A 24,435-nucleotide genomic window follows, 5' to 3' on the forward strand; every position below is an offset into this window, starting at 1 on the left:
AGGGTGCGGGCCACGCGCCGGCACCCGGGAACGATGCCGGAGCAGGCCACGGACCGACGGTCCTGGACATGCTCGAGCACAGCGGTGTCGCGCCGCTTCTGCACATGCCGGTCGGGGACATCCTCGCCGGCAAGGGGATCTCAATTCCGCATCCGCCGCCCATGCCGCCGCTGCCGCAGCTCCCGTCGTTGCCGCCGCTGGATCTCACCGCCTTGTTCAAGCCGTTGACCGACCTGCTGGCAGGGTTCGGGTCGGGCAACATGGCCAATGCCCCATTCGATCCGACGCAGTTGTTCAGCGGATTGCAGCAGGCGTTCGAGAGCGTGATCGGTCTGGGTAATCAGGCCATGTCCGCCGTCGCGCCCTTCTGGGCCGGAGCTGGCGGCGCCTCGGCGATGGTGAAGGGCACCGAGGCCAACGCGAACAACGCGACCACGGCGACGCAGAGTGGCGACATCTCGCGCATCGTCGCCACCGCCACGGCCACCGTCGGCAAGGGCGTTGCCCTGCTCGAGGGCGTGATCGCGAACTTCGCCACGTCTCTCGGCGCGATCATCCCGTTCATCACGACGCCACCCGGGATCGCCGCCGCGATGGCGTCTGCGTCGGCGCACCTCACGACGGGCCTGGGCATCGTCGCGCAGACCCGGGCCGAGCTCACCGCCCACACCGCGAACATGACGGTCGCCGGGGCGCCGGTCGCGATCACCGCGGCGCCGCAGGTCATGTCGGCCGTCCCGGGGATGGCGTCGTCCGCGGTCCAGGCGGTCGCCAGCCCGATACAGTCGCTCGTCGGCGGCGGCGCCGGCGGAGGTCTGGCCGGTGGTCGGGGCTTCGCGTCGCGCGTCGAGCCCTTTCGCGGCGGCCAGAACGCAGACCTGGCGGCGAAGACCTCGGGCGCATCGGCAGGTGGTGGCGGTGGCGGAGGCGCCATCCCGGGCGTGGCCGGCCTCGGTGGAGCGTCGGCGGGTGCGAGTGCGCCGACGTCACCGTTCAGCGCCAAGCCCTCCGATGCGCCGATGTCGGGACGAACGACCGCCGCTGCGCAGGCCTCGGAGGAGGTCGTGGGCCGGGCGACGACCGCGTCCACGGTGTCGCCGGGCGGCATGCCCATGGGCGCCGCCGGTGCAGCGGGGGCCACCGCATCGAACAGCTCGCACTCATCCGATCGGGACACCTCTGTGGATGCGCGACATGCCGACGACGTGGTCGGGGAAGTGCCCACCGCCAGTCCCTCGGTGCTCGGCGGCGTGGAGCCGTCCGTCGCCGAATCGGTGTGGGACAGTCCCGACGAGATCGAATCCTGATGTCGGCGAGCTCATCCCGAGCAGCGCCGTGACACGACGACAACCACAACCTGAGGAGTTCAACCCATGAGTGACCTGTCGGTCGATCCGCAGCAGGTGTTCCGTGCCGTGAACCGTCTCGAGGGAATTGCGACGGAGATCGAGCGGAGTGTCGGTGCCCACCGCCCGGCCCTCGACGTCGCGCCGGCCGGCCGAGACGAGGTCTCGGTCGCGGCTGCGAAATCTTTTTCCGATTCAGCGGAACTTTTCGACCTGGAGATCGTCAAAGGTGTGAAGGCGATACGAGACGTCGCCAGCGCGCTGCGCGACGGCACCAAGACGGTGACCGCGTCCGACGACGCACTGTCGGAGAACCTCTCCGGCATCTGACCGGGCGAGACGAGCGAGAGAGGACGACACGATGATCGGGTTCACCGGAGTTCGGTGGGAGACGCGGCAGGCCGAGCGCCTGAGCCGCGATCTCTCCGCGGGCGCCGGTCCGAAGCCGATGTTCGAGGCCGGTCTGGCCTGGGCGTCGATCGCGGGGACCCTCCGCGAGCTCGACGCCGATGTCGTCAGCCTGCGCAAGTCGGTTCTCGAGGGTTGGTCCGGGTCGGCGGTGGCCGGCGCCCTGGCGGCGATCGATGCCCTGGGTGCGTGGGTTCGCGACACCGCCGACATGGCGTCGCGCAGCGCCGAAGCCATCGAACGGCAGGCTGTGGCGCACACGGTGGCGGTGGCCGCGATGCCCGATGCGGCGGTCATCGCGGCGGTCGCGCAGATCGAGGCGGCCATCAAGGTGGTCGCAGCGCCTCCCTCCGCGCTCATCTCCGGCGGCCTCGCGAAGCTCGACGAGCAGGCGGTCGGGATGAAGGCGCAGGCGTCGCGGGTGATGGAGTCCTACGAGCACGCGACCACCCCGGTGTCGAAGCCGATGCACGTTCCCGCTGCCCCCACGAATCTGGCCAAGCGCCATCTCGCTGCGCAGACCAGGGAAGCGGCGGAGGCGAAACTGGCCGCGCAGAACGGTGCCGCCATGGCCGCCGCGCAGGGCGCGATGCTCGCGGTGGCAGCGATGAACCGCCCCAGCGGCACCGTCCGTGCCTCGGATCAGTATGTGAGCCAGACCAACCGCGCCGAGATGCGCGTGGAGACCGCGACGACCGAAGAGGTGGTTGCGGTCGAGCGCACATCGGTCACCGCTGCCCCGGCCGGCGCGCCGATGGTGTCCGGCGCCGGTATCGCGCACTCCGGCTCGTCGGATGGATCGGCATCCCCGGTGGTCGCCGCGACGAACTACGACTCCGTGCAGGACGTCGTCCCCGCCCCGTCCACCGACGCGGCTCCCCCTGTCATCGGGGTCGCCGAGCGGGATGAGGTGTGACGGTGATGGGAATAGGAACCGTCCACGAGTTCGCCGGCGACGAGATCCCCGTGATCATCGACGCCCTCGGCGTGCAGGCGATGCCGTCCGTGTTGCGTCTGGATCAGCAGCAAACCGGTGCAGACGTGGACCTGTCCGCGGCACACCGAGACAGCGTCCGCGGGCGGTTGCGAGATCGCGGCGAGCTCGACGATTCCGGGAACGTTGACCTGGAGGTCCGTGGCGCGGTACAGGCGGCGACCGCACCCGACTGGATGGTGGGGATGGTTCGTATCGACGTGACGCAGGTGCTGCGGGTATGTCTCGTGGGCGTCGGTGAGCGGCGATTCGTCCTGTCCCGCAACGGCACCAGCTTCACCACCTCAGAACTCCACGCCGGCGATGACATCAGCCTTGTCCAGACGGAGATAGGGTCACTCGTCGGGGAGGCGCCGGGTGCGTCGATCCGGGAGATCAACCAGCCGAGCGAGGTCATCGATCGCGATCTGGACGGGTGTGAGACCTCCGATGACTACGCGGCCGCCTTCTTCCGATACGGGCTCGACGAGACCGACGCGCGCACGCTCGCCGATGCGTTGCTGTCATGCAACGGGCAGACGCAGATCGTCGCGCATGGCGACCGCGAGTCCGAGCGGACGGCCATCGCCGTGTTCGACACCAACCGGGGGCGCATCGTCTCGATCGCCACACCGTCGGTGTCGGGCGAAAGGTGGACGTCCATCGCACCGGGCGATCGCAGCCGCATCGCAGCGGCGTTGCGGCAACTCGCACACACACTTCCAGGGGGCGTCTCATGACTGCCGGCTGGGATCGGCGGGAGGTTCACTCCCGTGACAACGCAGATGTCCGAGAGTCGGACGGTTACAAAGGGAGATTCGAATGACCGCGGGTAACGGCACGAATATCAACACAACCGACGCCACTGTCTTCTCCGACAGGGCGCTCGGCATCCAGGAGCACATGCAGGGCCTTCTCGGTAAGACGCAGACGGCGGTGCAGGACGCCACCAGCCCTGCGGTGTGGAAGGGCAGCGCGGCAACGCAGTTCGTCGGCGTCAACGAGCGCTACAACACCGCCGCCAAGAAGCTGCAGGGTCACATGCAGGACATCCTCGAGTTGGTCAAGCAGGGCGCGAAGCAGTTCGAGGGCAAGGAAGAAGAGAACAGCAGCAAGATCAGCTCGGCCGGCAGCCTCAACATCTGACGGCTCTTCTGACTCACCTTCTCACCAGCTCGACCAAACAAAGGACACACATCATGGCAAACGACGGCCAGATCACGTACAACCCCGCAATCCTCGATCACCTGCACACGATCGCGTCGTGCAAGCAGGAGTTCGACGGTCTCCTCAACGATGTGACCAACCTGCAGAAGAACCTCGGGGAAAGCTGGCACAGCACCTCGAACGCAGCGTTCAACAGCACGTTCGACAACTGGCGCAAGGACGTCACCGAGATCCAGGAGACGCTCAACCAGATCATCCGCGCCTCGACCGACGGCGTCGGCGACATGGGTGAGCAGGAACGTGCCGTGGCGAAGATGTTCAACTGAGCATTGTCACTGCATGACAAAGGCGGGGAGTCCGAATCGGACTCCCCGCCTTTGTCATGCAGTGCTCGTCTGGAGTGCTGGCTCAGTTCTCGTCGGGGGGCCGGGTGTGGCGTCCTGGACCTGGGTCGTGCCGCGGATGCGGCTGACGTGGGTCGGGCGGCGGGGGCCCCGGCTGCATCGGCCCTGGCATGCGAAATCTGTTGTCAGGCACAGGAGGCCGGCGCTGCGGCGGCAGATCTCTCGGGTCCGGCCGGAATGGTTCACGACGAGGGGGACCACCGCCGCGACCCGCATCGTGGCCTCGGCCGCCGAGATCAGGCTGTCGGAAGCTGGGGTCCCGGAAGTCGCCACCGTCGGGGCCGTGGCCGCCACCCGGACCGGGACCATCGGGTGTGCGCCCCTGGCCGCCATCTGGGCCTGGATGCGGCGGCGACCATGGGCGTTCGGCGTCGTCGGGACGGAACGGCCCGGCGGAAGCGGGTGCGCCGGCACCCACCGGTTCGGGAACGCGAACCTGTTGGCGTGCGCTCTCGATCAGCGCCCCTTCGGCGGGTAGAGCCACCAGCGACACCGCCAACGTTCCCGAGCGGGTCACGACGTACACGCGATGTGCATCGGACTTCACCTGATAGATCGCGACATCGGAGGCGTCGTCGATGGGTGTGGGAACCGCGGCCGTCCGGTGGATGCGGAGTTGCGTTCCGACCATGTGGTCCTCGGTCGCCTCGCGGGCGTCGAGGATGCACAACGTGTACACGTTCAGCGTGTTCCGCTGCTCGACGGGCGAGTCGAACATGAACAGCGTGCTCGAGTCGTTGACGTTGTCGACCATTCCCCGCCACACCTCGGGACGGTCGGTGCGGATGACGACGCGTGCCCCGACCGCGATGGCGCGCACCACGATCTGCTGCGCCAGGAACGCCGAGCCGAAGAGATCGACCCGGCGCACGTCGGAACCGAACAGCGGCACGGCGACGGCCTGCCCCTGGGCATCGGCGCCGAACAGTTGGCCGTGGCCGCCGTCGACGAACCGGAGTGCGTTGAGCTCGTCGAGGGCCATCGGGACCGTGGGCAATGCCGGAACGTGGTCGCGCCCCACCGGCAACGTGCGTCGGAGTGCAGGCAGCTGGCGCCCGTCCAGTCGTCGCAGTTCCTCGGGAACCGTCAGCGACAGCTCGCCGACTGTCGAGTACCGAACCACCGTCGACATCGCGTAGCGGTTGCCGTCACGGGAGAGCCTCACCGCGCAGGTTGTCGAGATACTGGGCGTGGTCCAGATCGCGGTCATCAGTTGGGCGTCGAGCGGCCCGTCGATCGTGTACGCGGTCGTCGAGTGGGCACGGTGACTCACGGAGGTCCACTCCTCGACGGGATCACCCGCCGATGCCCGGTCGATGAGGTCGGATGCCATGTCGGTGATTCCGCGGGCGGTGAGGATGGTGGGCCGGTATCCCTCGTGCGCGAGTTGATTGGCGACCCTGCGCGTCGCCGCCATCGCTGTTTTCAGCACTCCCGCTGATCCGCCGCCGCGAGATGCGATGGCGTCCGGGCAGCGTAGGGGATTGAGGCGGAGGACGACCCAGACGTCTTGCTGTGGGACGGTCGGCAACCTGGAGGTCAACCGCAGGTAGGGATCGGTGAGATGCGCGGCGGCGCGTGCGCGCCATCCGTGGGCGATCACGTCCATCGACTCGAGCTCGATGTCGAACTGCGACAGTGCCTTCGCGATCACCCCGAGCGACAACTGTGACGCCGAGACGATGCTGGCCGACGGGATCAGCCCGGTGGGCGCAACCGGCCGCGCCACACGCACCACGGTGATCAGGCGGTCGTCCACCCAGCGGGCACCGATCGTCGTGCCGTCTTGCTGGGGGAGATCGAAGGGGATCGGGAGATCCGGGGCCATCCGACGGGTGCGTCGGAAAAATGCGAGTCGTCGCCCGATCCGGCCGTACACCGAGATGCCCGTCGTCGGCCGCGCGGCGAGCGCCGCACCGAGGAGACCGATGACGACGGCCGCCGATGTGGCCACGACGAAGGTGCTCCCGGTCGACCGCAACAGCGCGAAGACGCCGATCGCGACAACCTCGGATGCGATGACCGGCCAGAGGGGCAGATTTCGCGTGAGGCCCCCCGTCGGCGCGGAGGTGCCGAGGCGAGTCGGTTGAGCCACGTCGAGTACCTTAACAGCAGTTCTGTACAGGTGAATGGCTGCTCGGACCGTCGCTTTCGACGTCGCCGCGCGGTGTGGGGCAGCGGGCCTTCGAGGGCGAACGGGGTCGAGAGATGGCACAGCGCACGACCAAGTCACAGGTCAGCGGTTACCGCTTCCTGCTGCGCCGACTGGAGCACGCGCTGGTGCGGCGGGACGTCCGCATGATCCACGATCCGATGAGCGCGCACGTGAAGTCCCTCGTGGTGGGGCTCGTGCTCACCTTGGTCGTCCTCGGTGGCGCGGTGGCGGTGTCGTTCTTCAAGCCGCAGGGCTCGGTGGGCGATTCGAAGATCTTGATGAGCAAGGACTCCGGCCAGCTCTATGTGCTCCTGAACGGACAGTTGCGGCCGGCGCTGAACCTTGCGTCGGCACGCCTGGTCACCGGGTCGGCCGCGAATCCGAACTCGGTCAAGGACTCCGTTCTCGCCGACTATCCCCGCGGGCCCCAGGTCGGGATCCCCGGGGCGCCCAGCAGTCTCATCGCGCGAGGCGCGCCCGGGGTGTCGGAGTGGACGGTGTGCGATCGGCTGACCGAGCCCCGTGACCCCGATGGGTCTCCGTCGTTGGCCGTTGTCGCCGGCACACCCCGGTACGGCACCGGTACCCGTCAACTGGGCGCGAACGACGCACTTTTCGCCCGCAACGGCGAGTCCTCCTACCTGATCTACCGCAACACCCGTGCGCAGATCGATCCCGAGGATCCCGTCATCCGCCAGGCTCTCGCGCTGCAATCCATCTCGCCGCGTGCGGCGAGCACCTCGCTTCTCGATGCGCTACCACCGGCGCCGCCGATCGTGGCGCCGGTGATCGACAATGCCGGGGACCCGTCGCGTTTCCGGCTCGGCGGCGCACGGGTCGGTTCGATCCTGCGGGTGTCGAGCCTGGATGCGCAGGCGGGCAACCAGGAGCAGCTCTACGTGGTGTTGAGCGACGGCATACAGGCCGTCTCCCCGTTCGTGGCCGATCTCATCCGCGCCTCGGTTGCGTCGAGCGGACAACCGGTGACGCTCGAACCCAACGCCATTGTCGCCGTTCCCCAGGTCGACACGCTGAAGCTCGACGGCTACCCGGACACCACCCCGGTGGAGGTCGACGGGACCGCCCTACAGACGCTGTGCCTGGGGTGGCGCAAGGATCGCGACCGTCCCGCAGCGCTGTCGGTGTCACTGACCCCGGCGGTGCCGGTCGCCGATCAGAAGTCGTTGATCCCATCGGTCGGCGCACGGTCGGACGGTGTGACCGCCGACCTGACCTACATCCCGCCGGGCTCGGGATACTTCGTCCGCACCACGGGTTCGGACCCCGACAGCGGGGCAGCGGCGTCGGACTTCTACGTGTCCGACACCGGCGTCCGGTACGGCGTGCCCGAGAGTTCGGTCCAACCACTGGGCATGCCCGACCCGTTGCCGGCGCCGTACCCCGTCGTGAAGTTGATCCCGCCGGGCCCTGCACTGGCGCGCAACGCGGCACTGATCTCGCAGTCCGACATCGAGCCCACCGCGGGTTCGTAGAGGGTTTCTCGACTGGCCGGGAACCTTCGGCGGGCCGACTGCATCTGATGGGGTGTGGCCGCCGCGAGCGGTCGCGGATCGCCGACACGGCGGCCGACAACCGACTACCCCGAGGATTTCCGATGATGAGCTACGCCAGCAACGAGCCCACCACCCGCATCGCCGTCGCAGGTCGCGGTCGAGTCGCGGTCGCCAACCAGCCGCACCGTGCCCACCCCGCCGCCACGCCGCCCGCGCCGGTGTTCCACCCGTCGCCCGCGGTCCAGATGCCTCCGCTCGCACCGACCGCGGCGCCCACCGCGAACGGTGCATGGGCCGTCGCGGCGCTGATCTTCTTCTGGCCACTCGCCTTCGTCGCCTTCAGCCGCAGCCTGTCGGTGCCTATGCTTCTCGCTCAGGGACGTGTCGCCGAGGCCCATGCTGCGTCGAATTCCGTTGCACGCCTTGGGAAGATCGCCGTCGTCTGCGGGCTCATCGCGGTAGTCCTACTGGTGGTGGTGCAGTTTGTGCTCCTCCGCGAGGCCGCATCCCTCGCGTCGCCGACCACCTACTGATCGGCTGGAGTCATCAGCCATGATCGATCGCTCAGAGACTTTGCGTCTCGTGTTCGTTGCGGTGATCAGCGCATCTCTCGCGGCCTGCAGCACAGGTGTCCCCGCATCCGGAGGAGATCCGACGTTCACGCCGACGAGTCAACAGCAGGTGCAGGACACCGTCGTTGAGATGTATCGCGAGACACTCGACAAGTTGCCGCCCGGCTATGCGTTTGACGGCTCGCGTTACAGCAGCACAGGCAACACCGTCGACTGCGATGACAACGCAACAAACGACCATCTCTCCCCTGTGAGATACAGCAGCTACCGCGACATGAAGGTCCCGGACGGCATTCCGGTCGAGGGGCTCGTCGAGAAGCTCGGCACGATCTGGAAGTCGCTGGGATGGTCCGTTGACGAGCGTGACGGCTTCCCGGAACCCAACCGCTTCGCCACGGCCCCAGATGGTTACAGCATCCACGCCATCGTCGGGAGGCCCGACGGATATCCCCCGGCTCTGGTTGCTGGATCAGCGTGCTTCGACGGGAAACTAGCGGACAAGAACATTCAGGTCCCTGCGGTACTGCGGTCGAACGAGTAGGACGATGTCGCACGTCTTCGCAGTGCAACTCGAAGGGTCGTCGGGGCGTACGACGTGGTTGTCGCCTCCCACTGAGCAGTCAGCGTGTGGTGTCGTCGGTGGTGTCGAGGTTGAGTCCGCCGAGGACGGGGGGTGCGGTGTCGGGGAGGTCGCCGGCGATTTCTTCGCCGTTTTCGGTGGTGACGAGGTAGCGGGCGGCTTTGTGTTCTTTGTCGTCCTCACCTTTGCTGCCGGCGCCGCGGGCGCCCATGCCGGGGGACATGCCTCCGGCGGGTCGTGCGGCGGTGGCGCCTTGTTGTCCGGCGAGTGCGCGTTCGGCGGCGGTCAGCGCTGAGCCGGTGCTGCGGGCGGAGAGTGATCCTTCGGGCGCTGCGGCCCCGGCACCGCCGATGCCGCCGATCTTCCCGCCGCCTCCACCGCCTGCGCCGCCACCTGCGCCACCGCCGCCTTTGGCGAGGGCTGCGGCTTTACCGGCAGCGGAGCGTTCGGCGTCGGACAGGCCACCGAGGCCCGCAGACCGGGTGAGCGGAGAAGCGCCACCAGATTTGCTGCCCAGGCTCTTGGTGGCGTCGCCGGCTTTCGACATCGCTGACTGTGCCGCGGATGCGGGATTGTTCTGCCCCGCCTGTCCGGCAGCGTTTTTGGTCGCCGCGGCCACGGGATCACCGGTGCCTTGTCGGGTGAGGCCTTGGGCGGCGTCGGTGGTGGCTTTGCCGGCCGAGGTGGAACCGCCGCCCCCGCCGCCTGCTCCACCGCTTGGTCCACTGGATCCGCTGCCGGTCGTCCCTCCGGTACCTACTGAGCTCGAACCGGTCGATCCGGTGCTGTTGAGGGTCTGGAAGAGAGTTATCGGTACGCCGGAAGTGGGGCTGCCGGGATCCGACAGGTTCGACAGGCCATGAGCGATCGCGGTGACCGCGGGGTTGTAGGTGGCATCCATCTGCATGCGTGCGAGGCTGTCGTAGCTGTTTTGTACGGCGGCCTTGGATTCCAATGGTGCGGTTGCCATTGCCGTGCTGCGGGTCGAACTCAAGCCGTCGATGCCTGACTTCGTTGCGCCGAGCCCACCGCCCCACGCGAGAATCGCGCCCGCGTTCATCGCGGCCTGAGCGGAGATCTCTGCACTGGTCGTCACCAACCGGTGTGCCGCAGCGCCCACGGCAGGGCCCGAGGAGCCCGTCCAGCCTCCGTTCTGCATGTTCGACTGCACAATTCGGTGGAAGACCGTGACCGAATTCTCGAGCCCCGATGACAGTTCTTTCCACTGATCGGAGAGGGTTTGCAGAATTGTCTGATCGGCAGACGACAGATGGTCGCGGCACGCGTCGAGCGTCAGGCCTGCGCTCGGCTCGGGGCCTGCGGCACACGGGAATGTGCCTACGGCTGTAGGGTTCCCGCCCGGTACCGGCGGAAGACCAGAAGTCATGCCCGATGTGATGATGTCATTTACGTTCGGACCATTGGGAATGGGAACCCGAGCTGTGTTGCCGCTGAGCATGTTCCCCGCGCCGGCCAGCCAATCGGGCAATCCGCTGGAATCACCCTCGCCAGCTTTGCCGATCGCAGCCGTATTCGCCGCTTCTTGTTCCGAGATGAGATTGCCAGCACTGATGACAGCTTGATTGTACTCGTGGAGCGCGGCTTCGAGGCGGGTTGCCATCTGGTTCGCGGCGACACCGAGATCCGTCAGTGCCGTCTGCACCTCGGACCCAGATCGAAACGTTCCGCATCCCCCCGCCAGCCTTAGTGCTGAGATTAGAAATGAAAGGTTTTGAATCCCAGAGACAAACCCCTGTGTACCTGAAGATATAGCGGACGCAGTGCTCGGTTTAAAAGTGAAGTCTTCGTCACTCATCGCGTCACTCGCATTTGCGACGGACTCTTCGGCATCAGGGGCGCTATGATCCGAGCTGCGGCCACCGCATCCTTGCACGGATCGCTCCCGGAATTTTCGGCAACCCGATAGTTGATGCCGATAGAGCCGAAGAACGTACCCCAAGCTGCGAGGCAGGTGTATTTATAGGTCGGATCATCTTGGCCAGTCGCAGCAAGTTTAACAATACGTGCTCTGATTTTAGAATCAATCGCGACAGGCGGACCTTGCGCGATTACGGTGGCCGGATTTGTCAATTCTTTAATATTGTTAATATAGAAGTCGACAGAGACGGCTCGGACCAAGTCGCCATTCTCCGTGGACTTCGTGATGCACGCTTGTGTCAACAGTCTCGCGCCGTTGAATCCGCGCGTTTTAGTCTCCATGCCTAGTTTCTGCATTGCAGCGGGGGTGATAAGCGTGCAGATGTCTGGCAGATGGTCGGTGTACGGGCTCTGGTTGGCGGGAACGGTCGTTTCGATGCCGGTCATGTCTTTGGTCGAGTTGAGGTCGAGGACGGAATCTTTCGGTACGTCCGCTGGTACCGATACAGACGCAGACGTCGACGGCCCCGACGATGCGGACGAGCTGGACGCGGCGGCGGGTTGACCGGTGCTGGTGCTCGAGCATCCGCATGCGACGGCCAGTATCAGCGCCAGGCCGGCGATGGTCTGGGTGGGACGTCGGTTCACAGGTGGCGCCTCGTCATTTCGTCGGTGATCGGGGTGGGTTGCAACTTCGCGGCCAAGCAATTGGTCTTGATCAAAGGTAACGAGAGTGGCTTCGTGATTCCACTGCCGATCCACATAACAAGTGTACGACGACGACGATGCGGTCGAGATTCTGTCATCGGGCTTCGGCCAGGCGTGTGGAGTGTCTGCCACGCAGGGTGTTGACCACGCGGTTGAGTGATTTTGCGAACGCCTCGACGTCGACGGGTAGCGCGGCGCCGGGGGTGTCGATGATGAGCAGGTACCGACCATCATCGGGGATGTCGCGGTACCGGCATTCCATGACCGAGGGCCGAACAGGATCGGTGATGGTCCCTGCCTGCACACGGATCGACCCACACGTTGCGACCGTCGAGGCTGCGAACGCCGATGCTGCGGTCGGGGGTTGCGGTGCCACCACACTGGCGATCGAAGCGATCTCGCCGGGGGGTGACCAATCGAAGGCGACCGCGGTGTCGGTGGAAAGGGAGCCGCGTCCGGTCGGTTTGGGCAGCATCGCAACGACGTCACGGGTCCACGTGTTCAGCGAATGTCGGGTGATCGACACCGCGCCGCCTACGCTGACCGATCCGGCCAGGCGCTGCCGGGCGACGAAGACGTGGTCGCCGCGGCCGGTTGCCGACACGATGCGGAGATGGTGGCCGGTCTCGGTGAACGGTCGTCGAGCGTCGATGCCCGAGACAGCGATTGTGGTTTTAGGAGCGCACAGTACGGTCATCGCCTCGCGCTGTGTGGACGTCAACTCGTGCAATCCCGATCCCGCAGGTGGCGCTGCCGGGTCGATGTCCTCGGTTCCCGTGTAAGCGAACTCGGTCGGGTACGGAGAGGTGTCGATCGACTCCCACAGCAACCGGAACTCGTGGGTGCTCATGGTCCAGGCGTCGGAGGCCATCAGTAGTCGATGCCCTCGCGGAGTTGGTTGCGGTCGCCGTTGCGTCGGCGGATCAGCATCCAGCCGATGGCAGCGAGGGCGATCGCTCCGACGCTGACGCCGATGGCGACGTTTTTCGGCACGGGGTTGGGCGCCGGTGGGGTGGCCGGTGGTGCGACCGGTGCAGCGACGTACACGTTGCGGGTGTCGCCGGTTCCCGGATCGGCAGGTGTGGCACCCGATGCGAGGACGTCGGGGGTCGTGGTGGTCAGTGCGGCAACGGGATCGATCAGTCCGTAACCGACCGCGCCGTCTCGACCGTCGGCGGGATGGTGCGCGGTGCGTGTGATGCGGTTGATGACCTGTGCCGCAGTCAACTGCGGGAAGCGGGCCCGGATCAACGCCGCCAGACCCGACACGAACGGCGCGGCGAAACTCGTCCCGGTGATGGGGGAGGTGCCGTTCTGCGCCTTCACGCCGTCGATGATGGGTGGGTTCGCTGCGATGTTCAGTGATGCGAGGTTCGACCCGGGTGCCGCGACGGTCACCCACGGCCCGGCGAGCGAAAACGCCGACGGTCGGCCATCGTCCTCGACTGCACCCACACTGACGACGTAGGGCGTGAAGTACGCCGGTGACGATTTCGTCACCACGCTCGCCCAGGGGTCGGCGTCGCGGCCACCGAGCGCAGCGGGATTCTGTGCGCCGCAGCCCTCTTTGCCCTGGTCCACGTTGTCGGCTGCGGCGACCACCACCACGTTGCGGTCGTAGGCGTACTTCACCGCCGCGCCGAGAGTTCGGTCGCGGAGATCGGTGCCGGCCGTGTTGCACGCACCCTCGGAGATGTTGATGACCGTCGCACGCAGATTCACCGCGCGCACAACCGCTTTGGCGAGGGTGTTCACGTCGCCGTAGCCATCAGACGTCAGCGGTGTCCCGTCGGGCTTGCTCTGTGAATCGGCCGGTGCATAGGCCGCCGAGGTCTGCCGTATCGCGATGATCGACGCATCGGGCGCCACACCGGCGAAACCGTCGGAGCTCGACTGCTTGGCCGCGATGAGGCCCGCCACCTGGGTGCCGTGACCATCGCAATCTCGTGTGCCGTCGCTGTTGGAGACGTAATCGCCACCGCCGGTGACCGCCAGTCGCGGGTGCCGGAAGACACCGGTGTCGATCACCGCCACGCGCTGGCCTGCACCCTTGGAGAACTCCCACGCCTTCTCGACGCCCAGGAGGTTGAAGGCCGCCGGAGGCGAGATGTAATCGGCCCTGGATGCCACCGTCTCAACGCAGGTCGCCACCGTCTGTTTGGTGGGAACAGTCGGACCCACCGGGTTCTCCGACGGCACCGGACCCGACACGACCGGCGGGGTCAGCGCATACGCGGGCACCTCGACCGCACATGGCGCGACGAACGCCACTGCGGCCGCGAGCGCGACGCGGCCAAGGGAACCGCGGCGTCGCAGAGCACGTGTCGAACGGTGCGTCATAACCCGCGCGCGAGTGAGTACAGACCCACCACCCAGGCCGCGATCGGCACGGTGGCGGTGATGATCAGGTACTCGATGATCTCGCCGATGCGTCGCAGTACAGGCGAGAACTCCATCGACGGGGTGAGAACGCCGAACCCGAAGGCTGCGGCCGCCAGCAGCAACGACACCCCGACACCCAGCACGACCCACATGCCGCCCGCGAACACCTGCGAGCCGACGACACCCAGCAGCGCGGCGGTGCCGATGCCGATCATCCCGGCGGCCTGCACGAGGTCGGTGTGCGACCGACCACGCAGCACGATCGCCGATGCGATGAGGACACCGAGCAGCGCGGCTTTCCAGTCGAAGTCCGGCATCGGTACGGAGACGATGACGGCACAGACGCCCGCGACGGCCGCAGCGCCGAGCATGAGGCCCGACATGTGGGCGTTCGCTGCCTTGGCGCGCAGTTCCAGAGCGGCGGTCTCGGGCAGTGCCACCGCTCCGATGGCCGCGACGCCTGCGTTCACGTTCTGCTGGCTGGGTGGGTCGATGTCGTCGAGCGAGGCGCCCGCCGACGGGACGGTCGGGATGGGCAGGCGCACCAAGAGGATCGTCAACCGCGGCGCTATCAACGCAACGAGCAGCGCGATGACACCGAGCACGGCCGCGGTGTGCGGGACCGGTGCGGTGAACAGAACCTGTCCGAGTGCGCCCAGCGCCAGCAGCGCCGACACGGTGATCGTGGCGAGGTGGGTGAAGGGCTCGCCGGCGGACAGGCGTAGCGCCACCACGGCGACCAACACCGAGACGCCGGCTCCGAGAAGAACATTGGCCGCGTGATCAGATGTCGAGAGGCTGGCGAAGCAGCCGACGAAGACGGTGAGACACATCGACACCGTGAGGACAGCGCCGACGACTCGAGCACCGTCGCCGTTCTGCGAGGTCACCGATGCGACGGCGAACACCACGAAGGCTGCGAACGCGACCGCGGCGATATCGAGGCGTTGCTCGGACCACGACGCGATGAGGGCCAGGGTCGTCGAGGCGACGACGGTGGCCAGGAACGCGATCACGCCGACCCAGCGAGCGGCGACTGGCGACCACGACTGGAACTCGCGACGGGTGATTCCGGCGACGGCGTCGATGACGTCGTCGTAGACGGTGGGGAGTTCGGTGGTCGCCTCGGACCGCAGGACCAGCAGGTCGCCGTCGACGATTCCCGACTCGACCAGCGACCGGGTCTCGGTGAGCACTTTCTGGCCGACCTTGCCCAGGGTCCAGTGCGCGGACAGGTCATCGGGCACACGTTCGGGCTCGCCGAACTGATTGCGCAACAGCAGAGCCGCGAGTTCGGGGATCAGGGCGGCGACGGGCACGTCGGCGGGAAGCGCGACATCGACCTGAGTTCGACCCGACAACACCGAAACACGGCAGAGCTCGGGATCGACACGCGGCGACGGACTCGACGATGACGGTCCCGCGGCCGACGAACTCATCGACACCGACGGCGCGTACGAGCCGGGGCCGGCCATCGCGCCCGGGGGCGGCGAGGTGGATCCAGGCGGATGTGTCGTCATCTGTATCCAGTGCCTCCCTGTCACCTGTGCGAAACGTACGATAGCCGACGCAACGATCCGCAGCACCGGGGAGGTCAGATGACGACTGAGGGCTTTGTTCGCCGACCACGGCCCCCTCGTCCCCGTCTGCCCGGCGGCGAGATGGCGGTGCAGCCGCCACCCGAGGTCCCCCGCAACGTGCCCGGCAGCATCCTCACCCGTTTGCTCCCACTGGTGATGGTCGTCGCGATGGTCGGGATGATGGCGTTGTTCTTCACCGCCGGCTCGTCCGCGCTGCGCAATCCCGTGACGCTGTTGTTCCCGATGATGATGGTGATGTCGATGGTCGGCATGTTCGCTTCGGGCGGCCGCAGTGGCGGGCCGAAGGCGGCTGAACTCAACGAAGAACGCAAGGACTATCTGCGTTACCTGGGCCGGCTGCGCAAAGACGTCGACGACACCGCGAACGACCAGCTCAAGGCGTTGTCGTGGTCACACCCCTCGCCGGGATCGCTACTCCCCGCGGTCGGATCACGACGGATGTGGGAACGACGGCTCGACGACGCCGATTTCGCGCACGTACGTCTCGGCGTCGGGGCGCAGCGTCTGGCCACCAGACTCGCGCGTCCCGAGACGGGCCCGCTCGAGGATCTCGAGCCGGTGTCGGTGATGGCGCTGCGCCGGTTCATCCGGATGCACGCCGTCGTGCGAGGTCTGCCCACTGCGGTGTCGCTGCGGGCGTTCCCGGCGATCAGCATCGAAGGCGCCACCGCCGAGGTGAATGCGCTGGCCCGATCGATGCTGCTGCAGCTGTGCACCTTTCACGGCCCTGACCTGGTCCGTGTCGCGATCGTGTGCCGTGACCCCGACACCGCAGAGTGGTCGTGGGCGAAGTGGCTGCCGCATGTCGGTCACCCCACACGTCGCGACGGTGCCGGCCCGGCCCGGATGCTCTATCAATCGTTGAAAGAGTTCGAGCAGGACAACGACCCCGAACTCAACGAACGACCACGCTTCTCGCGCAACGCAACTGCCGTCGCTGGTCGCGTGCAGTGGGTGGTGGTGCTCGCCGGAGGGTTCGTCGCCGGGGATGAGCGCTGTATCAACGACGGTGGACTCGATTCGGTCAGCGTCATCGGGCTGAGCGAGACGCCGCTGACGCTCGCCGCGCGCCGCGGAACGCAGCTCGTGCTCGAGGGCCCCTCGCTCGGGGCGCGCTCGGCCTTCGGTGTGGAGACCTTCGCCGCGCCCGATCAGATGCCGGTCGCCACCGCAGAGTCGGTGGCCCGCCGTATGGCGCGCTACTCATTGGCCACCGCGGCTCAACTGATGAATCTCGATGCCGACACGGGCCCTCGCGATCCTGGCCTGATGCGGCTGATCGGCGTCACCGACGCCGCGGCCATCGAGCCCGACCGGGTGTGGCGTCCGCGCAGTCCGCGCGATCGCCTCCGTGTCCCGGTGGGCGTGACCGAGGACGGCCAACCGCTCGAGATCGACATCAAAGAGGCGGCGGAGAACGGGATGGGGCCGCACGGGCTGTGCATCGGCGCGACCGGTTCGGGCAAGTCGGAGTTCCTGCGGACGTTGGTGCTGTCGATGGTCACCACGCACGCGCCCGAATCGTTGAACCTGATCCTCGTCGACTTCAAGGGCGGCGCCACATTCCTCGGACTCGACGAGCTGCCCCATGTGGCCGCGGTCATCACCAACCTCGAAGACGAGCTGGCGATGGTGGACCGCATGCGCGACGCTCTGGCCGGTGAGATGAACAGGCGGCAGGAGTTGCTCCGTTCGGCGGGCAACTTCGCCAACGTCGCCGATTACGAGAAGGCCCGCCTCAACGGCGCCGGCCTCGATCCGTTGCCCGCGTTGTTCATCGTGGTCGACGAGTTCTCCGAGTTGCTGTCGCAGAAACCCGATTTCGCCGAACTCTTCGTCATGATCGGCCGGCTGGGGCGCTCCTTGCAGATGCATCTGCTGCTCGCCTCTCAGCGACTCGAGGAAGGCAAGCTCCGCGGGCTCGATTCGCACCTGTCCTACCGCATCGGTTTGAAGACGTTCTCGGCGAGCGAATCCCGAGCCGTGCTCGGTGTCCCCGACGCCTATCACCTTCCGGCGCAGCCGGGCTCGGCGTACCTCAAGTGCGACTCGCAGGAACCCACACGGTTCAACGCGTCGTACGTCTCCGGGCCGTACCTACCGAGCCGTGCGGTCATCCGCGGCGGCGACGGTGGTGCACGTTCAGGGCCTCGCGTGCCGATCCGGGTCTTCTCCGCGACGTACGTGCCCGAGGTGGTGATGCCCGAGCCGACGGTCATCGAGGAGGTCATGGCCGACGACGACGGTCCGATCCTTCAGGATGGCAAGACCGTCAGTGAACTGGACATGGCGGTGTCGCGCCTCGTCGGGCACGGCCGCTCGGCGCACGAGGTGTGGTTGCCGCCCCTCGAGGATTCGCCGCCGGTGTCGAACCTTCTCCGCGTGCGTGACTGGCGCGCCGCGCCGTCCGCCGGCGCACCGTCGTTGCGGTTCCCGGTGGCGATCGTCGACCGTCCTTACGATCAACGCCGCGACGTCCTCGAACTCGATCTGTCCGGCGCGCAGGGCCATGCCGCGATCGTCGGCGGACCCCAATCCGGCAAGTCGACGGCGCTCCGCAGCCTGATCATGGCCGCGGCCGTGACCCACACGCCCGAGCAGGTCCAGTTCTACTGCCTCGATTTCGGCGGTGGAACGCTCGCCGGTTTGGCCGGACTCCCACACGTCGGCTCAGTGGCAACCCGACTGGACGAAGACAGAGTCCGTCGCACGGTCGCAGAGGTGATGTCGGTCCTGCGTCAGCGTGAGGCGCGGTTCCGGGATCTCGGTATCGATTCCATGCAGGAGTTCCGTCGCCGCCGTGCCGCCGAGGATGAGCGCCTCTCCGCAGACAAGTTCGGTGACGTCTTCCTCGTGGTCGACGGTTGGGCGACCATTCGGTCGGAGTTCGAGATCATCGAGGACGCTTTCAGTGCGATTGCCGCACAGGGCCTCTCGTTCGGTGTCCACCTCATCATCACCGCTTCGCGATGGATGGAGATCCGGCCGGTCGTGAAGGACCTTCTCGGTACCCGGATCGAGCTCCGCCTCGGCGATTCATCGGATTCCGAGGTCGACCGCAAGGTGGCGGCGACGGTCCCGGTCGGCCGTCCCGGCCGTGGTCTGAGTCCCGACAAGCTGCACATGCTGCTCGGCCTGCCACGCCTCGACGGATCGTCGTCGGTCGAGGATCTGTCGACGGGGGTGGCGACCGCGGTGATGCAGATCGCCGAGTTCTACCCGGGTCGCTCGGCTCCGGGTGTCCGCATGTTGCCCGAACGGGTGGCACGCGAGGATATCGTCGCCGGCGCCGAAGCGATCGCCCCGCGGTCGCCGATGCGGGTGACGATCGGTATCGACGAGGCCGAGTTGGCCCCGGTGACCATCGATTTCGCGCAGCAGCCGCACTTCCTGGCGTTCGCCGACGTCGAGAGCGGCAAGACGACACTGTTGCGAACAATCCTTCGCGGACTGGTGGCCAACGGCGCGCCGGCGCAGACGAAGATCCTGCTGATCGACTACCGGCGTTCCCTTCTCGGTGAGGTGGAGGGCAATCACCTCGCCGGGTATGCGAGTACTGCCGCGCAGGCCGAGCCGTACCTGCTGCAACTCGCGGAATTGCTGCAGGGACGTATCCCTGGCCCCGACGTGACGCCCGCGCAATTGCGTGACCGCTCGTGGTGGCAGGGCCCGGAGATCTATGTCGTGGTCGACGACTACGACATGGTCGCCGTCGCCTCGGGCAATCCGCTGGCGCCGCTGGTCGACCTCCTCGCCCAGGGGCGCGACATCGGTGTGCACCTCATCCTGACTCGCCGTAGCGGTGGCGCATCACGGTCGATGTACGACCCCATCATCAGCCGACTCAAGGACCTGTCGGTGGACGGCCTCGCGATGAGCGCGTCCAAGGACGAAGGCGTGCTGCTGGGCACCGTGAGGAGTGCGCCGCGTCCGCCGGGGCGTGGCGTGATGGTGAGCCGCGGCGGCGACCGACTCATCCAGGTCGCCTGGTCGGCACCGCTCGACTGATGCGTGGCCGCCGCGCTGGTGGAGCCGGTCAGAGAGTCTGTTCGCTGGGGCGGATGAGGATCTCGTTGACCGCCGCGTGCGCGGGTCGCGTGACGATGTAGACGATCGCGTCGGCGATGTCCTCGGCGAGAAGGGGTGCGCCCTGCGTCGCGTCGGGCGCGCCGACGCTGTCGCCGGTGGTCATCTCGCTACGGACGACGCCGGGTTCGACGACGCCCACTCGGACCCGCTTCTCGGCGAGTTCGCGACGAATTGCCTCGGAGAATGCGGTGACGGCATGTTTCGTCGCGGAGTAGACGTTGCTCTCCGGCCGTGGGACACGGCGCCCTGCGACGGAGCTGATCGTGACGATATCGGCGATGTCGCGTGCCCCGCCGACCGCGGCGGTGACCAGAGGCAGGGCGGCATGGGTGGTGTTCAGGACGCCGTTGATGTTCACGTCGACCATCTGGTGCCAGTCGGCCAGACTGGCCTCGACTGCCGGGCGATTGGACAGGAACCCAGCGTTGTTGACGAGGATGTCGATGCGCCCGAATTCCTCACCGATGGACGCGATGACCCGGGACACGGCGTCAGCGTCAGTCACGTCGACCTCGCGGGCTCGAGCCGTACCGCCGGTGCTCTCGATCTCGGCGACGAGCTCGGTGAGGCGGTCGAGACGCCGTGCGAGGACCACGACCGTCGCACCTTCGGATGCGAGTGCCCTCGCGGTCGCGGCGCCGATCCCACTCGATGCCCCGGTGATCACCGCAAGTGTTCCGCTGAGTCGTTCCTTGGTCATGCGCGTCGTCCTCCCATCGATCGGATGTGTCGCTCAGTAACGACAGTCGGGCGAGGGGAATCATTCCTTGCGCACATGCTCCGTGGCTCGGCAGGGAACGTTGGTCAGCCTGATGTCATGCGTGCTGCGAGGTCTGCCCGATGCCGCCGAACCATGTCCGTCAGAACGTCCTGCGGGATGGTGCCGCCGTACTCGTCAAGCCACTCGTCGATCTGCTCGTCGAGAGTCTGATACCGACTGCTGTCGTCGATCTCCTGCTGCCGCTCGGCGGGCGTGAGGATCGAATGCCGCAGGTGGGCAGGAACTTCTTCCGACTCTGTCGCCCCTGGGGGCGGGGATTGTTCGCCACGTCGCGCGGCGATCTGAGCTTTCAGTGCCTCGACCTCGCCCGGTTGCGCGGGCCGCTGCAGAGCGTCGGAGACACCGGCCGGAAGATCGCTCAGTCGGACCAGGCGACTCGACGCCGGCCGACTCAACGCGCTTCTGTCGACAGCGACGGCGTTGCCGAGGAGGCGGGCCAACCCGGGCTTGATGGCCTCCCGAGATACCGGTCGAGCCCCTTCGCCGCGCACTGGCGACTTTCCGGTGATGCGTCGGACTTCAGTCGAGAATATGACTGGAGGCGCCAACCGCCGAATACGTCGATAGATGGTCGGCTTGCGGGGCCCGACTGCACGGCTATCGGATCCGGGCCCCTCGTCAGGTATCGAAGTTCCAACACGCCTTGCTCGATCTCAGAAGGCCGCATTCCCTCGTCCTTCTGTTGCGCAGCCGAGCAAATCTTCGCTCCTCGAATACTTGGGCCGAGGGTTTCCACCGACATGATCGAGTATGCCGCAGTCATCTTTGGCCGTATCTGGTCAGGGGGCGCCGCCGGAATGCTGTTGACATATTTGATGTCGGAATTGGCAACGAACCCTGGGTAAGCGAATTGACCGTCCGAGGCGTAGACGACTCCGGCGTACGACTCCATGGCCGCGCGGACGAAGGTGCCTTCCGCTGACAGGAGCGATTCCGCACTTGAAGGTAACCAGAAATTGCTTGTGGTGTCGGGCCCGTTGACGACGGTCTCACTCGGGCTTATCGGTGGGACTGGGCTGGTGCTGTCACCGCACGCGGTCGTGAGGGTGAAGGCAGACAGGAATGAGCAATAGAGCAGACCTACTCTGGATATTCTCAAGTTCTGACCTAACGAGGTTTAGGGTTCAAGTCATCGGCTTGTAGGCCGCCGTCGTAGTAGGTCTTCCACTTGTCCGACTCCGGCATCTGCGCGAACAGATCGGTGAAGACCTTTGGGTCGTTGTGGACTTTAATCCAATCCAGATGGCCGTCTGTCATGAAGTTCTCGAATTGCGGCGCAGCTTCGGGATGCTGTTGCAAGTAGCCGTCAGTCCAAGCGATCTGCGGCGGGAGCGAGTTGACGCCTGACCGACTTTGTAGCTGTGCCAGGTCGCGAAGATCCTGTGTAGGCGCACCCGCACCGGGAATGTCAGGGTCACCCTGCAATGCAAGTTTCGCCTCGGGCGAGATGACACCCACCAGCGGGCCGACTCCGGGGATGAGGGACGCTGCCCCGCTTGCAGTGTCGTACATTGCTCCCCACTGATTATCGTGGATCGCTTTTCCGTAGTCGCTGTTCTGTTGGATTGCTTCGTACTGGTCGGCGAGGCCATCTTTGAGGGCTTGCTGGAGCGAACCGGCGCCCGACGCAAACCCGGTATCCATCTCGGGGTGCTGGCCCGCCTCGAACGCGGCCACCCTGATCCAGTCCTGCGTCCCGTGATGAATGGTCTGTGCTGCTCCCGGATCGCCGGCGAAGACGCCGATCATGTCCGATAGTTGTTCGCGTTGCTCGAATCCCGAGACGAAGTGATTGGAGAGCGGAGAGTCCGGCATCCCGGCGAGGCCTCCCAGGTGGGGGACGAGATCGTTGGCGAGGCTCTGCGTGAGTTGGGGGTTCACCGCGCCCATCGAGGTGTACTCGCCGCCACCGTGGACCTCGAGGTGGTTGAGACTGTCGGCGTTCGAGGAGAGGTACCTCGCGAGACCCGTCGCGGTCTCTCCGGTGAGTACTCCCTGATGCCCCTGATCGGTGATCAACGCGGGGTCCTTGAGCCAATCGAAGGTGTTACGGGCACCCAATTCATCCGGTCGCCACTGGTGTTCGACGATTCCCCGCAGGTGGTCGGTCGGGTTGTACTCGCCGCCGCCGCTGATCGTCGCCTTCATGTCGTTGCCGGTCACGAAATCGTGAACGGCCTGGTGGTCGCCCGAGGCGTTGTTCAGCATCGCGTCGAGCGTCTTGCGGACTTCGATGTCCTGGTTCGGGATGCGAGAGTCGGCGGTGTACTCCTGCGCGGCGGTCGACGGAGTCACCTGACCCGCGATCTCGGATCCCTGCTTCAACAATCCGCGATCGACATCCGAGCCCAACCTGAGATCCTGATCGCCTGCACCGAGCGTGTTGGTCAGGCCGCGCCAGTCGTCGAATCGCTTCAGTTCCACTGTGGCAACAGATTCTGTGGTGTTGGGGTTCTTGGCGTCGGCCGGGTGCCGGGACACTGATCGGGTTCCGGTCGGGCTCTCGGTCAGCAGGGTGCGGACGTTCGGTGGCAGTTTGTCCATCCCGCCGCGATCGCCGTTCAGCGTGCTCACAGACGGGTTCCCGAGGATCCGCATGGTGTCCGCGACGTCGCCTTGGACCGCCCTGTGTTGCTCGGGACTCAGGTCGCCGCCGACATCGTCGTAGTTGCTGACCTTGTCAGGTAGTTTCGCCGCAACCTCTTTCAAGTAGTCGAACTTCTGCTGCGAGATACCCGCCTCTCCTGACGATCTCAGCGCATCACGAGTGCCTTCGCTCAGATCGGCTGCGGCATGGAGTCGTTCGGCGGCTGCCTCCTTCTGAGCATCTGATGGCGAGCTCCCGTCGAGGTTCTTTCCCGACAGTGTCGCCATGTCCTGCGTCGCTCGCGTCTTCGACAGGTCGGCGGATGCAGGCGTCAGTTTGGCGATGGTGTCGAGGTGCGCGTTGATCGAGGCGGCCGATTTCTGATCGATCTGTGTCAGCTCGGTGGCTTGTCCTCTGAGATGCTGCGTCTCGTTCGCTGCTTCGTGCGCGCGTTGCTGCTGCAGCTTTTCGAGCTGTGCGCGGGCCGCTGCGTCGTCGTTGGCGTCGGCGACGAGGAAACCGAGCTCGTAGTTGTAGAGATCCCGAACTGTCCAGTCGTCGGAGACGCTGAACATGTTGTCTTCGAGCGCCCTTGCGTCGCGGACGAGTCCCTTGGCCAAGGTCTCCATCCGATCGGCGTCGGAGGTCAGGCTTTTCGCCAGTGCGCGGAAGTCGGTGGACACCTTCCGATGCTCGCGGCGTTCCTCCTCCGCTCTGTGGTCGGCTGAATTCTTCGCTGCACCGGCCCACGGAGCTCCGGCGAAGGTCGATGTGAGGTTGTCGGCGTTCGTGTCGATCGACTGCGCCTGGGTGTCGAGTGCTGATGCTGACGACCTCATCGACGCGAAGTTGGCCGCTGACACGACGGCACGTCCCAACATCGTCAGCGGCTCCCCGGATCGTTCAGATAACCGGCTGTGTTGATCGCGCGGGCGGCAGCGGTGTCGCCGGCCTGGTACTTGTCGGCAGCCGTGCTGACCAGCTCGCCGAGTACATAGAAGCGGCCGGCGAGTGTGTGTCCGGCATCCGCGGTGGCTCCCGGAATACGTCGGAGCGGTCCGTCGGTGGCGAACCCGGTGAGCTTCCCGCCGGTGACGGTTCCCGTGATGAGTCCGCTCAAACCGGAGCCGTCCGCCACGGCGTTGTCGGTGCTGTCACCGAGTTCGAGGATCTTCTTCGATGCCGCGTGCAGTCCTTCGGTGTTGACGTCGATCTTGTCGCCGTCAGCCATGCTCTACCTCCCGGTTCGGAACGTTCTGAGTACTTGGACGCACGTTCGGGGGTCGAGGT

Annotated in this window: 20 protein-coding genes; 10 read left to right on the plus strand and 10 right to left on the minus strand. The window is 66.4% G+C overall.

Going from position 1 to position 24,435, the window contains the following annotated elements; translation table 11 throughout:
• Nucleotides 1-68: 68 nt before the first annotated feature.
• From ASG12_RS06075 to ASG12_RS06100, 6 genes are all read left to right on the plus strand, one after another.
• Nucleotides 69-1,307 carry a hypothetical protein gene (locus ASG12_RS06075; protein ID WP_156377932.1) on the plus strand — a complete coding sequence of 413 codons (1,239 nt, stop codon included), beginning with the start codon at nt 69-71 and terminating at the stop codon, nt 1,305-1,307.
• Between the two features lie 66 nt (nt 1,308-1,373).
• Nucleotides 1,374-1,676 (plus strand): PE family protein, encoded by a 303-nt coding sequence (locus ASG12_RS06080; protein ID WP_055786380.1) that lies wholly within the window; start codon nt 1,374-1,376, stop codon nt 1,674-1,676.
• A gap of 31 nt (nt 1,677-1,707) precedes the next feature.
• On the plus strand, nt 1,708-2,670 hold the full coding sequence (locus tag ASG12_RS06085) for a PPE domain-containing protein (protein ID WP_055786383.1): 963 nt from the start codon (nt 1,708-1,710) through the stop codon (nt 2,668-2,670).
• 5 nt (nt 2,671-2,675) lie between these two features.
• Nucleotides 2,676-3,467, plus strand: a complete 792-nt coding sequence (locus tag ASG12_RS06090; protein ID WP_156377933.1) for an ESX secretion-associated protein EspG — start codon at nt 2,676-2,678, stop codon at nt 3,465-3,467.
• A gap of 82 nt (nt 3,468-3,549) precedes the next feature.
• Entirely contained in the window at nt 3,550-3,873 is a 324-nt protein-coding gene (locus ASG12_RS06095) for a WXG100 family type VII secretion target (RefSeq protein WP_055786391.1), read from the plus strand.
• A gap of 53 nt (nt 3,874-3,926) precedes the next feature.
• Nucleotides 3,927-4,220, plus strand: a complete 294-nt coding sequence (locus tag ASG12_RS06100; protein WP_055786393.1) for a WXG100 family type VII secretion target — start codon at nt 3,927-3,929, stop codon at nt 4,218-4,220.
• 82 nt (nt 4,221-4,302) lie between these two features.
• On the opposite strand, the gene eccE is transcribed toward ASG12_RS06100, so the two are convergent.
• Nucleotides 4,303-6,393, minus strand: coding sequence for a type VII secretion protein EccE (eccE, locus tag ASG12_RS06105; protein WP_055786396.1), 2,091 nt, complete (start codon nt 6,391-6,393; stop codon nt 4,303-4,305).
• Nucleotides 6,394-6,506: 113 nt separating this feature from the next.
• Here eccE and eccB point away from each other — a divergent pair, with 113 nt between their 5' ends.
• The 3 genes from eccB (at nt 6,507) to ASG12_RS06120 (ending at nt 9,080) form a co-directional block, all read left to right on the plus strand.
• Entirely contained in the window at nt 6,507-7,946 is a 1,440-nt protein-coding gene (gene eccB, locus ASG12_RS06110) for a type VII secretion protein EccB (RefSeq protein WP_082501673.1), read from the plus strand.
• Between the two features lie 122 nt (nt 7,947-8,068).
• Nucleotides 8,069-8,500: a CD225/dispanin family protein gene (locus ASG12_RS06115; RefSeq protein WP_162243402.1), complete on the plus strand. Its 432-nt coding sequence runs from the start codon at nt 8,069-8,071 to the stop codon at nt 8,498-8,500.
• A gap of 19 nt (nt 8,501-8,519) precedes the next feature.
• Nucleotides 8,520-9,080 (plus strand): hypothetical protein, encoded by a 561-nt coding sequence (locus tag ASG12_RS06120; protein ID WP_156377934.1) that lies wholly within the window; start codon nt 8,520-8,522, stop codon nt 9,078-9,080.
• Nucleotides 9,081-9,159: 79 nt separating this feature from the next.
• Here the strand turns inward: ASG12_RS06120 and ASG12_RS21560 are convergent, their stop codons facing one another.
• From ASG12_RS21560 to eccD, 5 genes are all read right to left on the minus strand, one after another.
• Nucleotides 9,160-10,782, minus strand: coding sequence for a hypothetical protein (locus ASG12_RS21560; protein ID WP_156377935.1), 1,623 nt, complete (start codon nt 10,780-10,782; stop codon nt 9,160-9,162).
• 149 nt (nt 10,783-10,931) lie between these two features.
• Nucleotides 10,932-11,759 carry a hypothetical protein gene (locus ASG12_RS21565; RefSeq protein ID WP_156377936.1) on the minus strand — a complete coding sequence of 276 codons (828 nt, stop codon included), beginning with the start codon at nt 11,757-11,759 and terminating at the stop codon, nt 10,932-10,934.
• 40 nt (nt 11,760-11,799) lie between these two features.
• Nucleotides 11,800-12,576, minus strand: a complete 777-nt coding sequence (locus ASG12_RS06135) for a hypothetical protein (RefSeq protein WP_055786406.1) — start codon at nt 12,574-12,576, stop codon at nt 11,800-11,802.
• Entirely contained in the window at nt 12,576-14,045 is a 1,470-nt protein-coding gene (mycP, locus tag ASG12_RS06140; RefSeq protein WP_082501674.1) for a type VII secretion-associated serine protease mycosin, read from the minus strand. The genes ASG12_RS06135 and mycP overlap by 1 nt, the downstream gene beginning before the upstream one ends.
• Nucleotides 14,042-15,607: a type VII secretion integral membrane protein EccD gene (eccD, locus tag ASG12_RS06145; RefSeq protein WP_082501675.1), complete on the minus strand. Its 1,566-nt coding sequence runs from the start codon at nt 15,605-15,607 to the stop codon at nt 14,042-14,044. Before eccD ends, mycP begins: the two co-directional genes overlap by 4 nt.
• A gap of 78 nt (nt 15,608-15,685) precedes the next feature.
• Between eccD and eccCa the strand changes: the two genes are divergently transcribed.
• The gene (gene eccCa, locus ASG12_RS06150; RefSeq protein ID WP_055786415.1) at nt 15,686-19,696 is read left to right on the plus strand and encodes a type VII secretion protein EccCa; all 4,011 of its coding nucleotides are present in this window, start codon (nt 15,686-15,688) and stop codon (nt 19,694-19,696) included.
• Between the two features lie 28 nt (nt 19,697-19,724).
• Here eccCa and ASG12_RS06155 read toward each other — a convergent pair whose 3' ends face one another.
• From ASG12_RS06155 to ASG12_RS06170, 4 genes are all read right to left on the minus strand, one after another.
• On the minus strand, nt 19,725-20,477 hold the full coding sequence (locus tag ASG12_RS06155) for an SDR family oxidoreductase (RefSeq protein ID WP_055786417.1): 753 nt from the start codon (nt 20,475-20,477) through the stop codon (nt 19,725-19,727).
• A gap of 104 nt (nt 20,478-20,581) precedes the next feature.
• Entirely contained in the window at nt 20,582-20,998 is a 417-nt protein-coding gene (locus tag ASG12_RS06160) for a hypothetical protein (protein WP_055786418.1), read from the minus strand.
• Nucleotides 20,999-21,665: 667 nt separating this feature from the next.
• Nucleotides 21,666-24,008: a TPR repeat region-containing protein gene (locus ASG12_RS06165; RefSeq protein ID WP_156377937.1), complete on the minus strand. Its 2,343-nt coding sequence runs from the start codon at nt 24,006-24,008 to the stop codon at nt 21,666-21,668.
• A gap of 20 nt (nt 24,009-24,028) precedes the next feature.
• Nucleotides 24,029-24,376: a hypothetical protein gene (locus ASG12_RS06170; protein WP_055786424.1), complete on the minus strand. Its 348-nt coding sequence runs from the start codon at nt 24,374-24,376 to the stop codon at nt 24,029-24,031.
• Between the last annotated feature and the right edge of the window lie 59 nt (nt 24,377-24,435).

This window comes from Williamsia sp. Leaf354 (assembly GCF_001424365.1).
Lineage (GTDB): Bacteria > Actinomycetota > Actinomycetes > Mycobacteriales > Mycobacteriaceae > Williamsia_A.

Excerpts from the sequence above, each read along its gene's own strand:
- ASG12_RS06075 (WP_156377932.1), top strand. The coding sequence starts at position 69 with ATGCTCGAGCACAGCGGTGTCGCGCCGCTTCTGCACATGCCGGTCGGG.
- ASG12_RS06080 (WP_055786380.1), top strand. The coding sequence starts at position 1,374 with ATGAGTGACCTGTCGGTCGATCCGCAGCAGGTGTTCCGTGCCGTGAAC.
- ASG12_RS06085 (WP_055786383.1), top strand. The coding sequence starts at position 1,708 with ATGATCGGGTTCACCGGAGTTCGGTGGGAGACGCGGCAGGCCGAGCGC.
- ASG12_RS06090 (WP_156377933.1), top strand. The coding sequence starts at position 2,676 with ATGGGAATAGGAACCGTCCACGAGTTCGCCGGCGACGAGATCCCCGTG.
- ASG12_RS06095 (WP_055786391.1), top strand. The coding sequence starts at position 3,550 with ATGACCGCGGGTAACGGCACGAATATCAACACAACCGACGCCACTGTC.
- ASG12_RS06100 (WP_055786393.1), top strand. The coding sequence starts at position 3,927 with ATGGCAAACGACGGCCAGATCACGTACAACCCCGCAATCCTCGATCAC.
- eccB (WP_082501673.1), top strand. The coding sequence starts at position 6,507 with ATGGCACAGCGCACGACCAAGTCACAGGTCAGCGGTTACCGCTTCCTG.
- ASG12_RS06115 (WP_162243402.1), top strand. The coding sequence starts at position 8,069 with ATGATGAGCTACGCCAGCAACGAGCCCACCACCCGCATCGCCGTCGCA.
- ASG12_RS06120 (WP_156377934.1), top strand. The coding sequence starts at position 8,520 with ATGATCGATCGCTCAGAGACTTTGCGTCTCGTGTTCGTTGCGGTGATC.
- ASG12_RS06135 (WP_055786406.1), bottom strand. The coding sequence starts at position 12,576 with ATGGCCTCCGACGCCTGGACCATGAGCACCCACGAGTTCCGGTTGCTG.
- mycP (WP_082501674.1), bottom strand. The coding sequence starts at position 14,045 with ATGACGCACCGTTCGACACGTGCTCTGCGACGCCGCGGTTCCCTTGGC.
- eccD (WP_082501675.1), bottom strand. The coding sequence starts at position 15,607 with ATGACGACACATCCGCCTGGATCCACCTCGCCGCCCCCGGGCGCGATG.
- eccCa (WP_055786415.1), top strand. The coding sequence starts at position 15,686 with ATGACGACTGAGGGCTTTGTTCGCCGACCACGGCCCCCTCGTCCCCGT.
- ASG12_RS06155 (WP_055786417.1), bottom strand. The coding sequence starts at position 20,477 with ATGACCAAGGAACGACTCAGCGGAACACTTGCGGTGATCACCGGGGCA.
- ASG12_RS06170 (WP_055786424.1), bottom strand. The coding sequence starts at position 24,376 with ATGGCTGACGGCGACAAGATCGACGTCAACACCGAAGGACTGCACGCG.